The 15068-nt window shown below is 64.4% G+C and carries 12 protein-coding genes; 4 read left to right on the forward strand and 8 right to left on the reverse strand.

All coding sequences use genetic code 11. The features are described 5' to 3' along the window. Positions 1-43: 43 nt before the first annotated feature. From surE to ACEWPM_RS01000, 3 genes are all read left to right on the forward strand, one after another. Complete coding sequence (gene surE, locus ACEWPM_RS00990; protein ID WP_393960625.1) at positions 44-826, forward strand: 5'/3'-nucleotidase SurE; 783 nt, start codon at positions 44-46, stop codon at positions 824-826. After that, the gene (locus ACEWPM_RS00995) at positions 823-1482 is read left to right on the forward strand and encodes a protein-L-isoaspartate(D-aspartate) O-methyltransferase (RefSeq protein ID WP_393960626.1); all 660 of its coding nucleotides are present in this window, start codon (positions 823-825) and stop codon (positions 1480-1482) included. The genes surE and ACEWPM_RS00995 overlap by 4 nt, the downstream gene beginning before the upstream one ends. A 63-nt stretch (positions 1483-1545) precedes the next feature. Continuing rightward, complete coding sequence (locus ACEWPM_RS01000; protein WP_393960627.1) at positions 1546-2757, forward strand: LysM peptidoglycan-binding domain-containing protein; 1212 nt, start codon at positions 1546-1548, stop codon at positions 2755-2757. 94 nt (positions 2758-2851) lie between these two features. Here the strand turns inward: ACEWPM_RS01000 and ACEWPM_RS01005 are convergent, their stop codons facing one another. Next, positions 2852-3724 carry an NAD(P)-dependent oxidoreductase gene (locus ACEWPM_RS01005; RefSeq protein ID WP_393960628.1) on the reverse strand — a complete coding sequence of 291 codons (873 nt, stop codon included), beginning with the start codon at positions 3722-3724 and terminating at the stop codon, positions 2852-2854. Between the two features lie 91 nt (positions 3725-3815). Between ACEWPM_RS01005 and ACEWPM_RS01010 the strand changes: the two genes are divergently transcribed. Next, positions 3816-6290: a penicillin acylase family protein gene (locus tag ACEWPM_RS01010; RefSeq protein ID WP_393960629.1), complete on the forward strand. Its 2475-nt coding sequence runs from the start codon at positions 3816-3818 to the stop codon at positions 6288-6290. 1 nt (position 6291) lies between these two features. Here ACEWPM_RS01010 and hflX read toward each other — a convergent pair whose 3' ends face one another. The 7 genes from hflX to ACEWPM_RS01045 form a co-directional block, all read right to left on the reverse strand. Further along, positions 6292-7620 carry a GTPase HflX gene (gene hflX / locus ACEWPM_RS01015; RefSeq protein ID WP_393960630.1) on the reverse strand — a complete coding sequence of 443 codons (1329 nt, stop codon included), beginning with the start codon at positions 7618-7620 and terminating at the stop codon, positions 6292-6294. A 24-nt stretch (positions 7621-7644) separates the two neighbouring features. Beyond that, positions 7645-7884, reverse strand: a complete 240-nt coding sequence (gene hfq / locus ACEWPM_RS01020) for an RNA chaperone Hfq (RefSeq protein ID WP_336424422.1) — start codon at positions 7882-7884, stop codon at positions 7645-7647. Positions 7885-8062: 178 nt separating this feature from the next. After that, a complete protein-coding gene (locus tag ACEWPM_RS01025) occupies positions 8063-9607 on the reverse strand; it encodes a TrkH family potassium uptake protein (RefSeq protein WP_393960631.1) in 1545 nt (514 codons plus the stop codon). A 3-nt stretch (positions 9608-9610) separates the two neighbouring features. Then, positions 9611-10987: a Trk system potassium transporter TrkA gene (gene trkA, locus ACEWPM_RS01030; RefSeq protein WP_393960632.1), complete on the reverse strand. Its 1377-nt coding sequence runs from the start codon at positions 10985-10987 to the stop codon at positions 9611-9613. Between the two features lie 184 nt (positions 10988-11171). Beyond that, on the reverse strand, positions 11172-11414 hold the full coding sequence (locus ACEWPM_RS01035) for a hypothetical protein (protein WP_393960633.1): 243 nt from the start codon (positions 11412-11414) through the stop codon (positions 11172-11174). Then, the gene (gene ntrX, locus ACEWPM_RS01040) at positions 11414-12796 is read right to left on the reverse strand and encodes a nitrogen assimilation response regulator NtrX (RefSeq protein WP_393960634.1); all 1383 of its coding nucleotides are present in this window, start codon (positions 12794-12796) and stop codon (positions 11414-11416) included. Before ntrX ends, ACEWPM_RS01035 begins: the two co-directional genes overlap by 1 nt. Positions 12797-12801: 5 nt before the next feature. Continuing rightward, the gene (locus ACEWPM_RS01045) at positions 12802-15048 is read right to left on the reverse strand and encodes a sensor histidine kinase NtrY-like (protein ID WP_393960635.1); all 2247 of its coding nucleotides are present in this window, start codon (positions 15046-15048) and stop codon (positions 12802-12804) included. Positions 15049-15068: the final 20 nt, after the last annotated feature.

Here is a 15068-nt window from a genome sequence, read left to right on the forward strand (position 1 = left end):
GACCGGTAGAGAGGGGTGCGGGCGGCACAGGCAAGAGGCGATAATGCGCATACTCATCACCAATGACGACGGCATCAACGCGCCGGGGCTGCAAGTGCTGACCGAGATCGCGGAGGCGCTGGCCGGCCCTAGGGGCGAGGTGTGGTGCGTGGCGCCCGCCTTCGAGCAATCGGGCGTCGGGCACGCGATTTCCTACACGCAACCGATGATGGTCAGCGAGATGGCCCCGCGCCGCTACGCCGTGCAGGGCAGCCCGGCCGATTGCGTTCTGGCGGGCCTGCATGACATTCTCAAGGGCAGCCCGCCCGATCTGGTGTTGTCGGGGGTCAACCGCGGCAACAACGCGGCCGAAAACGCGGTCTATTCCGGCACGCTGGGCGCCGCAATGGAGGCTGCGCTGAATGGCATCCGCTCCATCGCGCTCAGTCAGTTCTACGGGCCGGCCAACAAGGATTTGGACGACACGTTCGAGGCTTCGCGCGCGCATGGTCTGGACACCGTTCAACGCCTTCTGGACAAGGGCGTCTGGACCCGCGACGATTACGGCATCTTCTACAACGTCAATTTCCCGCCCGTCCCCGCCCGCGACGTCAAGGGCTTGCGCGCCGCGCGGCAGGGGTTCCGGCGCGACATGGGCTTTGGCGTGCAGCCGCACCTGTCGCCCTCGGGCCGCCGGTTTCTCTGGGTCACGGGCGCGCCGCAGCAGCAGCCGACCTCGCCCGGCTCGGATGCGGCGGTCAATCTTGACGGCTATATTTCGGCCACCCCGATGCGCGCGGACCTGACGGCGCATGATATGCTGGAGTCGCTGAAAGCCATCGAATGACCGACGCGCAAGACGATCCCGCCGAACGCAAGATGCAGTTCCTCTTCGCGCTCCGCTCGAAGGGGATCACGGATACACGCGTGCTGACGGCAATGGAGCGGATCGACCGCGGCCCGTTCATCCGCGGCTATTTCGCCGATCGGGCCTATGAGGACATGCCCCTGCCGATCGCCTGTGGCCAGACGATCAGCCAGCCATCGGTCGTGGGGCTGATGACACAGGCGCTGAAGCTCAGCGGGCGCGACAAGGTGCTCGAGGTCGGCACCGGCTCGGGCTACCAGGCGGCCATTCTCAGCCTCCTGGCGCGGCGCGTCTACACGGTCGACCGGCATCGCCGCCTCGTGCAGGAGGCCAGCGAGATCTTTCGCGCGCTCGATCTGACCAATATCACCGCGCTCACCGCCGATGGCAGTTTTGGCTTGCCCGATCAGGCCCCGTTCGACCGCATTCTGGTGACCGCCGCCGCCGAGGATCCGCCCGGACCTCTCTTGGCCCAGCTCAAGATCGGCGGTATCATGGTTGTTCCGGTTGGCCAGTCCGACACGGTGCAGCGACTGATCCGCGTGACCCGCCTTGAGGCCGGTTTTGACTATGATGAATTGCGGCCCGTGCGCTTCGTGCCGCTGATCGAGGGGCTGGGGCGCGATACGGCCTGACGCCAGACGTAAAACAGGATATGCCCCGACACAAACCGGGCCAAACATGAGGACGAGAACGACATGAGCAGCCATTCGCGCCCCCTGACGCCTCCCGTGCGGTGGTGCCGCCTGAACGCCCTGCTGGCCGGCACCTGCCTGCTGGCGATGGCGGCCTGCGGCGATACAATGGATTTCGATCTGCGTGGCCCAATCGGCGGGCTCGACACCGAGCAGGCGGCACGCGCGGCCACGGCTGACAGGCCCGAGCCTGACGCGCGCGGCATCATTTCCTATCCCGGTTACCAGGTCGCCGTGGCGCAGCGCGGCGATACGCTCGCCAGTCTGGCACAGCGCGTGGGCACAGACGCCAACGCGCTGGCCCGTTATAACGGCATCCAGACTACCGACCCGCTCCGTGCGGGTGAGGTCATCGCCCTGCCTGGCCGTGTGGCCGAGCCTGCCGGCGGTCCGATCCGGCCCGGCAGCACCGACATCACGCAGATCGCGGGCGCGGCCATCGACAACGCCGCCCCCAGCCAGATCGAGACAAGCAGCCTCTCGCCCGCCCCCAGCCAGAGTGGTGTCGAGCCGGTACGCCACCAGGTGACGCGCGGCGAGACCGCCTATACCATCGCGCGCCTCTACAACGTGTCGATCCGCAGCCTTGCTGAGTGGAATGGCCTCGGCCCGGATTTCGCCGTGCGCGAAGGGCAATACCTGATCATTCCCGTCGCCCTGCCCGGCGAGAAAACGGCAGCCTTCGATGCCAGTGACGTTCCCGCTGCGACGGTGCGTCCGGGCGCAGGATCGCCCACGCCCGAACCCCCAAGCGCGGCCAAGCCCCTGCCCGCCGAGGACACCGTGACCGCCGCACAGGCGCAGGCCGCCCCCAAGGAAGCCCCCGATCTGGGCAAGGAGCAAACCATCGCTTCGGCCCCCAAGGCGCGGATGAGCTATCCGGTGCGCGGCGATATCGTGCGCCCCTATTCCAAGGGCAAGAATGATGGCATCGACATCGCTGCCAGCCCCGGCACCGCCGTCAAGGCCGCGGATGGCGGTACGGTTGCGGCCATTACCAAGGACACCAAGGGCACGCCGATCATCGTCGTGAAACATGCCAGCAACCTGCTGACGGTCTATTCCAACGTCGACAATGTGGCCGTGAAAACAGGTGACAGCGTCAGCCGCGGCCAGACGCTGGCCAAGATCCCGTCGACCGGCGCCGCAGCGGTCCATTTCGAGGTTCGCAACGGCTTCGACAGCCTTGATCCGGTCCCCTACCTGACGGAATAGGCACAGAAACCAAGGGGCGCGCCGCATTCCGCAGCGCGCCCCAATTTTCATCTTTCCGAAATACGCAAATCCAGCGCCCGCAAGGCGCGGCGCGTCACCCGATCTCGCGCAAGCGTTTGAACAGGCTGGATGTATCCCAGCGACCGCCGCCCATATTCTGCACATCTTTGTAAAACTGGTCGACCAGCGCCGTCACCGGCAGGGCGGCGCCATTCTCATCCGCCGTCTTGAGACAGATCCCCAGATCCTTGCGCATCCAGTCGACCGCAAAGCCGTGCTCGAACTTGCCATCCAGCATCGTCTCCCAGCGGTTGGCCATCTGCCAGCTGCCCGCCGCGCCCTGGCTGATCACCTCGACCACCGAGGCGCCGTCCAGACCGGCCTTCTCGGCGAAATGCAGCGCTTCGCTGAGGCCTTGAACAAGGCCCGCAATGGCGATCTGGTTACACATCTTGGTCATTTGGCCCGCACCCGAGGCGCCGATGCGGCGGCAGAGCTTGGCATAGACCTGCATGATCGGCTCGGCGGCGGCATAGGCGTCCTCGTCGCCGCCGCACATGATCGAAAGCTGGCCATTCTCTGCCCCCGCCTGCCCGCCCGAGACGGGCGCATCGACGAATTTGAACCCAGCTTTGCCCGCCGCATCGTAAAGCTCGGAGGTCACCGCAGCCGAGACGGTGGTGTGATCGACAAATACCGCGCCACCTTTCATAGCGGCGAAGGCACCGTCATCGCCCAGGCAGACGCTGCGCAGATCGTCGTCATTGCCAACGCAGGCCATCACGAAGTCCGCCCCCTCCACCGCCTCGCGCGGCGTCGGCGCAAAACTGCCGCCATGCTCGGCGTCCCATGCCTCTGCCTTGGAGGTGGTGCGATTGTAGACGCGAACCTCGTGACCTGCTTTTGCCAGATGTCCCGCCATCGGATAGCCCATCACCCCCAGGCCCAGAAATGCCAGCTTTGCCATTTGTCTCTCTCCCGTTCACATTGCCGCGCACGGCCATTGTCCTTGACCTCCTTTGTGACTATCCCCTGCGCAGATGACAAGGCAGGGCGTCATGGCACAGGTGTTCAAATGGCTGATGCGGATCGCGGGCGCGCTTGTTGCGCTGGCGGTGCTGGCCGCTGTTGCCCTTTATTTCCTGTTGTCGCGGTCCTTGCCTGACTACGACAAGACGCTGACCGTCTCCAGTCTGTCGGCCCCAGTCGAGATTGTGCGCGACAATGCCAATGTGCCGCATATCTTCGGGCAATCCGAAGAGGATGTGTTCGAGGCGCTGGGATATGCCCATGCGCAGGATCGCCTTTGGCAGATGACCATCTTGCGCCGCAGCGCGCAGGGGCGCCTGTCGGAGGTGTTCGGCAAGCGCAGTCTCGCCATCGACCAACTCATGCGCCGCTTCGATATCTACGGCGCTGCGCGTAAGTCGCTCGAATGGCAGGATCCGGCGACGCGCGCGGCGCTCAGTGCCTATGCGCGCGGCGTGAATGCCCGCCTGACGGAAGTCAACGAAAGCGCGCTGGGGCGCGGCGCGCCCGAGATGTTCCTCTTCAATGCGCCCATCGCGCCCTGGGTGCCGGCCGATTCCATCGCCGTCATCAAGTTGATGGCCGTCCAGATGTCGCCCCATCTGCAAAACGAGGTTTTGCGCGCCCGTACGTCTCTGGCACTGGATGATCCCGCGCGGCTTGAGGATATCATGCCCGACGCGCCCGGCAGTGGCATCGCGGCGCTGCCGAAATACGCCTCGTATTTCGCACCCGGCGCGCTGCCGCGTTTTGCCCGCGGGGTTCCTACGCCTCAGGGACCGCTATCGCCCATCGCGCCCGCCAATCTTGCCGGAGCCTCCAACGCCTTTGCCGCCGCGCCTGCGCGCTCGGCGGCGGGCGGCACTCTTCTGGCGAATGATCCGCATCTGGGCCTTACGGCGCCGTCCATCTGGTATCTCGCCCGGCTCGAACTGGCCTCAGGCGGCGTCATCGGCGCCACCATCCCCGGTGTGCCGCTGGTGCTCTCGGGGCGCAGCGACCAGCTGGGATGGGGCATCACCTCGGCCTATCTCGATGATCTCGACGTTCATATCGAGGAGATCAACCCCGACAACCCCGACCAGTATCGCACGCCCGACGGCTTTGCAGAGTTTGTCACGCGCCGGTCGATCATCAGAATCAACGGCGAAGAGCCCGTGACGCTGACCTTGCGCCATACCGAGAACGGCCCCGTCCTGCCGGGCTCGCAATATAGTCTGGGCACGATCACGCCGCCCGGCCATGTCGCCAGTGTTTCCTGGACCGCGCTCAGTCCCCGTGACACCACGATGAGCGCGGGCATCGCCCTGATGCGCGCGGCCAGTGTCGACGAGGCGCTTGCGGCCGGTGAGGAGTTCGTCGCGCCCGCGCAGATCCTGACCGTGGCGGACGAGCGCGGCATCGCGATGAAGCTGGTCGGCGCCATGCCCCGCCGGAGCGCCGGGCATGATACCGAAGGACGCCTTCCCAGCCGCGGCTGGCTGCCCCAAAACCGCTGGCAGGGGCGCTATCCCTATTCGGCCAATCCCGAATTCATCGACCCGCCGGGCGGCATCCTGGGCAACACGAACAACAAGATCGTGGACCGCCCCTTTCCGTCGCATGTCAGCTACCTTTGGGGCGACACGCAGCGCATTCATCGGTGGCAGCGCCTGATGCAGGGCCGCGAGGTGCATACGCGCGACAGTTTTGTCGAGGCACAACTCGACACGGTCAGCTTCACAGCCCGCTCTCTTTTGCCGCTGATCGGTGCCGATCTGTGGTTCACCGGCGAAAGCGCGCCCGAAGGCACGCCCCTTCGCCTGCGCCAACGCGCGCTGGAGCTATTGGCCGAATGGAATGGCGAGATGAACGAGCACCGCCCCGAACCGCTGATCTACGCCGCGTGGCTGCGCGCGCTTGGCCAACGCCTTGCGCAGGACGAATTGGGGCCGCTGGCGGATGAGTTCACCCATACCGATCCGGTCTTTGTCGAGCGGGTCTTTCGCGACGTCGACGGCGCCTCGGCCTGGTGCGATGTCAAGCAGTCGAGTCCGATCGAGACCTGCACCGATATCGCGCGGCTCGCGCTCGATGATGCGCTGGTCTGGATATCGGACCGCTACGGCACTGCGCTGGAATCGCTGCGCTGGGGTGACGCGCATCAGGCGGCGCATGACCACCCGGTTCTGGGTAACGTGCCGCTCCTGCGCTATTTCGTGAACATCCGCCAATCCACGGGCGGCGGCGACAATACCCTGCAACGCGGCCGCACGTCGGGCACGGGGGACGCGCCGTTCAGCAACGTGCACGCGGCGGGCTATCGCGGGGTCTACGACTTCGCCGATCCCGGTAGCAGCGTCTTTGTCATCGCGACCGGGCAATCGGGCCATTTCCTCAGCCGTCATTACGATGATCTGGCGCAGCTCTGGCGGCGGGGCGAATATATCCCGATGTCGCTGGACCCCGAACTGGCGCGCGCGGGTGCTGTGGGTGTGACAGTGCTGACGCCCGAAGCGGAATGACCTAGTTCAGCGCGTCGAATTCGGCGCGCTGACGGGCGGTCCAACGGACGGTGAGGCGATAGCCGTCCTCCCCCTGAGCCTCCTCCTCAATCACACCCTGCTCATGCAGCCAGGCCCGCTTGCGCCCCTCCGCATAGGGCAGATCAATCTGCTCGACCCGCGTGTCGCCCGTGAGCATGGTGCCGATCAGGCTGACAAGCGCCTCCATTCCTTCACCCGTAACGGCGGACAGGGCCTGCACATCCTCGGTCCGTTCGGCACGGGTGACCAGGGCGGCGCGCTCTTCCTCAGGCATCAGATCGATCTTGTTCCAGATCTCGATGCGTGGCACATCACCGCTGACCTTGAGGCTCTCCAGGATCGCCTCGACATCGGTCTTCTGCGCCTCGGTCTCGGGATGCGAGATGTCGCGCACATGGCAGATCAGATCGGCGCTCAGCACTTCTTCCAGCGTGGCGCGGAAGGCCGCGACCAGCTCGGTCGGCAGGTCCGAGATGAAACCCACCGTGTCGCTCAGGATTACCTCGGGCCCGCCGCCGGGCAGCGCGATGCGCCGCATCGTCGGGTCGAGCGTGGCAAAAAGCATATCCTTGGCCATCACCTCGGCGCCCGTCAGGCGATTGAAAAGCGTGGATTTCCCGGCGTTCGTATAGCCGACCAGCGCAACGATGGGAAACGGCACCTTGGCGCGCGCCGCGCGGTGCAGCGTGCGTGTCTTGGCCACCTTGTCAAGCTGCCGGCGCAGGCGCACCAGCTGTGTGTCGATGGCGCGGCGGTCCGCCTCGATCTGCGTCTCGCCGGGGCCGCCGACAAAGCCGAGTCCGCCGCGCTGACGCTCGAGGTGAGTCCAGGCGCGGACAAGGCGTGTGCGCTGGTAGGACAAAGCGGCCATTTCCACCTGCAGCACACCCTCGCGGGTCGCGGCGCGGTCGCTGAAAATTTCGAGGATAAGGCCGGTGCGGTCAAGGATCTTGACCCCCCATTCCTTTTCCAGATTGCGCTGCTGGACAGGGCTGACCGGGCCATCGACAAGGACCAGTTCGACCTCATTCGCGGCGAACTGCGCCTTCAGCTCGGCGATCTTGCCTTTGCCAAAGAGCTTGCCCGGATGCACCTTGGGCAGGCGCACAACGGTGCTGCCCAGCACCTCGAGGCCCGGCAGCGCATGGCCGAGCGCCACTGCCTCTTCCAGCGCCAGCTCGGGCTTGCGCGAATGGCCGCCAGATTTCCAGATATCGGGATGCACGACCCAAGCGCGCGTATCGCGCGTTCGGGTGTCATAACTGCCATCCGCATCTGGGCGCAGCTCGAACTCGTCATCGTCGATCATGAAGGAACTTTCAGGATGGGCCGATCAGGCCGCATCGTCACCGTCATAAAGGCTGATCGGCTGCGAGGGCATGATTGTCGAAACCGCATGCTTGTAAACCAGTTGCGACTGGCCATCGCGGCGCAGCAGGATGCAGAAATTGTCAAACCACGTGATGACGCCCTGCAACTTCACCCCGTTGATCAGGAATACCGTCACGGGTGTCTTGGTCTTGCGCACCTGATTGAGAAATGCGTCCTGCAGGTTTTGACGGTCTGATGCCATATTGGTCCCCAAATCCATTTTTCTTGCAATATGCCGCGGATCGGCATTCGAGTGTTTGTAATAGGTAACCACCAATATGGAGCGCCAGAGATGGAGTTTCCAGCCCTAAAATCAAATGACTGCCGCAGGTTGCCGGATCCGGCAAATCCTCGCCCGCGCGCCTCGGCGACGGTGCAAGTCAGTCGCGCCAGAGGCTCGGGCTGATCAGGGCGATGACCGCCAGCATTTCCAGCCGTCCCAGCACCATCGCGGCGCAGACCACCAGCTTGGCCGCGGGAGCCATCAGGTTCAGCGCGATGGGTACCTCTCCGGCGATCTGGGTCAGCGGGCCGGTGGTGGACAGGGACGCGATGGCCAGGATGATCGCCTGCTCGAACTCGACGCCAAAACCGGCCAGAACCACCGTGATCAGCGCCAGCGTCATCGCGAATAGCATGAAGAAGATCCAGGCCACGAAGGCACCCTGCCGCCGCATTCGGCGGCTGCGCGCGCCAGCACGACCTACCGAGTTGGGATGGACCAGCCGCTCCATCTCGCGCTGGCCGTTGAGGTAAAGAGCATAGACGCGTAAGAGCTTGACCCCGCCCGCAGTGGTAGCCACGCCGCCACCGACCAGCGCGGCGCCCATCAGCAGCAAGCCCGGCGTGCCGAGGCCCGACCAGTCGCGCGCGATATCCCAATGCGCGCTCTCGAACCCGGTGGTCGACAGGAACGACGCGATACTGAAGAGCCCGCCCCACAGGGCACTGAGCGCCGATGCCAGATCGTCCATCTGATCCGCGCCCGCCGCAGCGATCCAATGGCGCGAGAAAAGCAGCACGGGAACGGCCAGCACGATCAGCATGCCGAGGCGAAATTCAGGATCGTTATGAAGGCCCGGCCGCACCGAGGTGACGGTGTCCGAAGAGAATGTCAGCCGCGACAATCCGAACATCAGAAAAAAGAAGATGACCACCTCTCCCCCGATACCGGACCCGGCCTGCTCGACGCCGCCGATGGGCGAGATACCGCTGGTTGCCATCGTGGACATGGCATGGATCAGCGCCACCAGCGGTCGGTCGCCTCCGACGGCAAGGAAAAGCCAGAGAGCTCCCGTGAGGCCGATATACAGCGGCGCCAGTGCCGATGTGACTTGCCACACGCGCCGGCCCGATCCAGCCCGCTGAAAGCGGCCTTGCTGATCATCGCCCTGTCCTGGTTCGGCCGTGGCCGTTACCTCGAACCCTCCAAGGTTGAGCGGTGCAAGGATGGCCGAGGCAGCAATCCACATCAGAAGACCGCCCATCCAGCCGACCATGCCGCGCCACAGATGCAGACTACCGGTCAGGCGCGCCGGTTTGTCGAACATGGTGGCGCCGGTGGTGGTGACCGAGGAGACCATCTCGAAATAGGCATTGAGAAAAGAGGTCGTGCGCAGCCCTTCGTAGAACGGGATAGCGAGAAAGACGGGCAGCGCGATGAACGCAAGCGAGAGCGACATGAGATTATCCAGATCGCTGGCCTCGCGGCGCTTGTTTCCGCCCATCGCCAGCGCGATCAGCCCGATCAGGACCAGCCCCAACGCGCCGGAGTACCCGAAGGACCGCGACACCGTGTGATCGCCCTGCGCCAGCGCATGCAGCGCCGGCACGAACATCGCCACCGACGCAATGGCCGCCAGAATCAGGATCAGCGGCAGCCGGGCCAGCGGGGATTGGTGCAGGGGGCGAGGAGGCGCGCGCATGGCCTAGAAGAAGTCGATCGAGACCTGAAGCAACTGCTCCACCCGCTCGACATCCGAAGCCATCGCGAAGATGACGATCACATCGCCCTCGTCGATCCTCAGCGCGCCGGTCGGCTTGAGGATCTTGTCGCCCTTCTGCACCGCGCCTACCAGCACCCCCTCGGGAAAGTCGATATCGCGGATCATGGTACCCGCGATCGAGGAGGTGGACATCACCTGCGCCTCAATCACCTCGGCCTCGGCATCGCCGATGGAATAGACTCCGCGCACGCGCCCATGGCGGATATGGCGCAGGATGCTGCTGACGGTGGTTGCGCGCGGGTTGATATAGGCATCGACGCCGATCGGCTCCAGCAGCGGAATCAGTGTGGGGTCGTTGATCAGCGCGATGGCAAAGGGGCAACCTTCGGATTTGGCGCGCACGGCGGCCAGAAGGTTGGTCTTGTCGTCGTCGGTGACAGACAGCACCGCGTCGGCCTTGCCGATGCCGGCCTCGGTCAGGATCGACCGGTCCAAGGCATCACCGTTCAGCACGATGGTCCGCTCCAGCGCGTCGGCCGCGCGCTCGGCGATGCGGCGGTCGCGCTCGACCACCTTGGCGCGGATACCGCGCCCGCGCGCCTCCAGCGCCTTGGCGACCGACAGGCCGACATTGCCGCCGCCCAGGATCACCACGCGCTCCTGCTTGTGCGCTTTCTTCCCAAACACTTCGAGCGTGCGGGGAATATCCTCGTTCGGGGCAAAGACATAGCATTCGTCCCCGACAAACAGCTGATCCGCGGCCTCTGGTGCGAACAGCCGGCCATCGCGGCGCACGGCCAGCACCACCACCCGCAAAGTCGAAAAAAGGTCCGAGAGCTGGCGGAGGGGCGTGTTGACGACTGGGCAGTCCTCATCCAGCCGCAGGCCCATGAGCTGCGCCTTGCCGCCCATGAATTTCTCGGTATCGAAGGCGGCGGGCGCGGCAAGGCGTTGCAGCGCGGCCTCGGCCACCTCCTTCTCGGGGCTGATCACCACGTCGATCGGCATGTGATCGCGCCGGTAGAGATCGGAATAGATGGCATCCAGATAGGACTGGCTGCGCAGGCGCGCGATCTTGCGGCTGATGGCAAAGACCGAGTGGGCGACCTGGCAGGTCACCATGTTCACCTCGTCCGAATGGGTGGCGGCGATGATCATGTCCGCGTCTCGCGCGCCTGCCCGCTCAAGGATATCGGGATAGCTGGCGAAACCGGCCAGCCCCTGGACATCCAGCGTATCGGTCGCCCGGCGCACCAGATCCGGATTGCTGTCCACGACGGTCACGTCGTTCTTCTCGCCCGAGAGATGGCGCGCAATCTGCCAGCCGACCTGCCCCGCGCCGCAAATGATGACCTTCATGCCAAGCCTTTCAAAACTGCAGGCCTGATGTGCCTGACAAACACGGGGCGGTCAAATGGTCTCAAGCGCCGATGCCCCAGGCACCGCGCCGCCATCGGCCTAGCCTGCCCACCATTGATAGATAGAGCAGATCCACGCCGCCGAGCAGAATAATCAGCGCAATGAACCGCTCGGGCCCTATGGTTCACTCGACAAAGGCGGCGGCGAGAGCCTGAAACGCGAGGATCACGGCGATGATGCCAATGATCGGACCGAACCAGAGAACCGTGTCCCCAACCGTGCCGGGCTGCCACGGGAAGTGGCGCCAGCCGGCGAAGGCGACGCCGAATCCGGCTGTGGCAATGGCCACGAACAGAACGAAGACGCCCAGCCAACCTCCGGTGTCCTGTCTCTTCTTCTCCGGATCGCGCTTGGGAAAAATTCGCATCACCCCATCCTGGAAGGCGATTTTCCAGATGTGACCACGCCCAACGATTTCAGCTTGCGATGTAGTGCGCTGCGCTCCATCCCGACGAATTCGGCGGTGCGGCTGATATTGCCGCCATAGCGGTTGATCTGGGTCAGAAGATATTCCCGCTCGAACGCCTCGCGCGCCTCGCGAAGCGGCATGGTCGAGAGCGACCCCGAGAGCACGACGCGACCGTCGCTGGGCGCGGCCTCGGTCTCGCCGGGCAGCTCACGCGCCTCGATTTCGCCCGCGCCGTCGCCGAGGATCAGAACCCGCTCGATCACATTGCGCAGCTGGCGCACATTGCCGGGCCAACCCATTGTCTGAAGCTGTGCGCGCGCTTCGGTGCCCAGGCCGCGCAGCGGCAGGCCCTGGGTCTTGTTCAGCATCTCGATGAAATACTCGGCCAGAAGCGGAATATCGTCGCGGCGCTCTTCCAGCGAAGGCACGGCGATGGGCACCACGTTCAACCGGTGAAAAAGTTCGCGCCGAAAGCGGCCCTCGGCAATCTCGTCCTCCAGATCGCGCGAGGTCGAGGAAATAACGCGCAGATCCACCTGCACCTTGTCAGAGCCGCCGACGCGCAGGAATTGTTGATCGACCAGCACCCGCAGGATCTTGCTTTGGGTGCCTTGCGGCATGTCCGCCACCTCGTCGAAATAGATGACACCGCCATTGGCCTCTTCCAGCAGGCCCGGCTCAACACCCTTGTCTTCGCTTTCCCGGCCAAAAAGCACCTCTTCCATACGCTCGGCCTCGATCGAGGCGCAGCCGACGCTGACAAAAGGCGCGTCGGCGCGATTGGAATTGACATGGATGTAGCGCGCCGCCAACTCCTTGCCGGACCCCGCCGGCCCCGACAGCATCACCCGCCCATTTGAGCGCGTAACCTTGTCGAGCTGCCCGACGAGCGCGCGGAACGTCGCGCTGTCGCCCAGCATGTCTGCCGGTGTCGTCTCGCGGCGTTTGAGAGTTGAGTTCTCACGGCGCAGACGGCTGGTTTCCATGCCACGGCGGATGACCACCATCAACTGGTCGATATTGAACGGCTTTTCGATGAAATCGTAGGCACCCTGCTTGATCGCGGCGACCGCGATCTCGATATTGCCATGCCCCGAGATGATGACGACCGGCACCTCCGGATAATCGCGCTTGACTGCCTTCAGGATGTCGATGCCATCCATGTTGCTGTCTTTCAGCCAGATATCCAGCACGAGAAGACCGGGCTGCTCGGCGGCGATGGCGGTCATCGCCTCGTCCGAATTGCCCGCCAGACGGGTGCTGAACCCCTCATCCTCGAGAATGTCGGAAATCAGTTCGCGGATGTCCCGCTCGTCGTCCACAATCAGAATATCGCTCATGTTCATTATGCTCCCACGGCCTCGTCGTTGCTCGTCCGGTCAATTTCAATTTCGGTCAAATCCAGCCTGATCACCGCCATCGCCCCGGGATGGGCCCCATCGGAGAAAGGCTCGGCATCCATCAAGGTCAGCGTGCCACCATGCTCCTCGATGATCTTCTTGACGATCGGCAGCCCCAGCCCGGTGCCCTTGTCGCGCGTCGTCACATATGGCTCGAATAGGCGCGAGCGGTCCTCGGGCAGCCCGGTGCCATTATCGGAAATACTCAGCTCGGCGCGGCCCCCGGAATGGGTGCTGCGCACCCGGATGGTGGGCTGGTATCCCTCGGGCGCAAGACCCTTTTCGATATATGTTTCGGTGGCTTCGCCGGCATTCTTGATGAGGTTCGTCAGCGCCTGGCTGATCATCGTCGCATCGACATCGGCCCAAAGGGGGGCGTCGTCCAGATTTGTCTCGATGCGCACGTCGGGCTGGCCCGCCTCCTGCAAAAGGACCGCCTCGCGCAGGAGACGCGTCAGGCTCTCGGGTTTGCGCTGCGGCTCGGGCATACGGGCAAATTTGCTGAACTCGTCCACGATGCGGCGCAGATCGTCGGTCTGGCGGACGATCACGCCCGTCAGTTGCGCGAGGGATTCGGCATCCTCTTCGCTCAAGAGCTTGGAGAATTTGCGCTGCGTCCGCTCGGCCGAAAGTTTGATGGGTGTCAGCGGGTTCTTGATCTCATGCGCGATGCGGCGGGCGACATCGCCCCAAGCGGCCATGCGCTGTGCGCTGACCAGATCGGTCACGTCATCAAAGGCGACGACATACCCTTCGCGCTTGCCGCTATCGGTTCGGCGGGTTGACATGCGCACCAAGAGGCTCTCCTGCTCGCCGCTGCGGGTAACGCGGATCTCGTCCTGGACAAAGCCGCTGGCGCTTTTGCGCAGGCGTTTGAAGAGCTCGGCGAATTCGGGCACCGCAACGGACAGATCGACCGACTGGCGGTCCTCCTGCCAGTCCAGCAACTTTTCCGCCGCGCGGTTGACGAAGGTGATGCGGCCCTTGGCATCGAGGCCGACAACGCCCGACGAGACGGAGCCCAGCACCGAATCGAAAAGGCGCCGCCGCCGTTCGATCTGCTCGGTATTCGACAGGAGCGCGGCGCGCTGACCCTTCAACTGACGCGTCATCTGGTTGAAGAAGGTGCTGAGCTGCGCGATCTCGTCGTCGCCCTCTTCCTCGCGCACCTGCACGTCCAGATCCCCTGCCCCGATGCGCTGCGCCGCACTGGTCAGGCGGCCCACGGGGCGGGCCAGACGCTCGGCAAACCACAGGCCCAGCCAGACCGCGGCGAGGATGAGGATGACGGCAAAGCCCAGATAGAGCAGGCCGAACTCGAAAAGGACCCTGCCCCGCTCACTTTCGCGCTGCTGGTAGAAATTCGCGGTTTCCTTGGTGTCGTCCAGGAGGTTCAGAATATCGCCATCTACATTCCGGCTGACATAAAGGTAGCGGTCTGCAAACCCGTCCAGCGGGATGAGCGCGCGAAATTCATTGTTGTCCCAGTCCTGGATGATCAGCAGGCCGTCGCCGCGCGCCTCGTCCAACCGCTCGGCGCTCGGCTCTTCATAGTCGAAGAGATACGAGCTTTCTCCACGCGCCCGGATCTCGCCCGTGCCGTCGATGACAAAAGCCTCTCGCAGGCCGCGCTGGATCTCGCGCTGACCCTCGGACAGGATCTGCCGAATGTCACCATCATCCATGAAAACACTGCGCTGCTTTATCTCTTCAAGGTATTGCGCAAGCGCCTGCGCGTCGATGATCAGATCGCGGCGATGTTCGTCCTCATAGGCCTCCGCGGCGGCGACGGAGTTGCTGACGACGCGCCCGACCCGGTCGGAAAACCACGCTTCAAGACCCATGTTCACCGACAGCGTGGCAAAGACGGCCACGGTGATCGTCGGCAATAGTGCCATGATGGCAAAGACGCCGGTCAGTCGCAGGTGCAGGCGCGAGCCGGCGGATTGCGAACGCCGTGCCGACACCATCTGCACCACGCGTTGAAGCACCAGCGCAGCGACGGCGATGACATAGATCAGGTCGGCCAGTAGCACGATGCGCAGCACGTTCGACTGCGCGCCCTGGTCCAGCGGGCCCATGACAAGGAAGGTGACAAGGGCAAGGATCGGCCCCAACACCACCAGACCGAAGGTCGCCGCCGTCTGGAAACGCTTGGCACGGCGCAGACGCGAGATCCGCTCCCAGCCCATTCTGCGTGTCCTTGCGGCCA

Origin of the sequence: Roseovarius maritimus, from assembly GCF_043355895.2 — a bacterium.
Classification (GTDB): domain Bacteria; phylum Pseudomonadota; class Alphaproteobacteria; order Rhodobacterales; family Rhodobacteraceae; genus Roseovarius; species Roseovarius maritimus.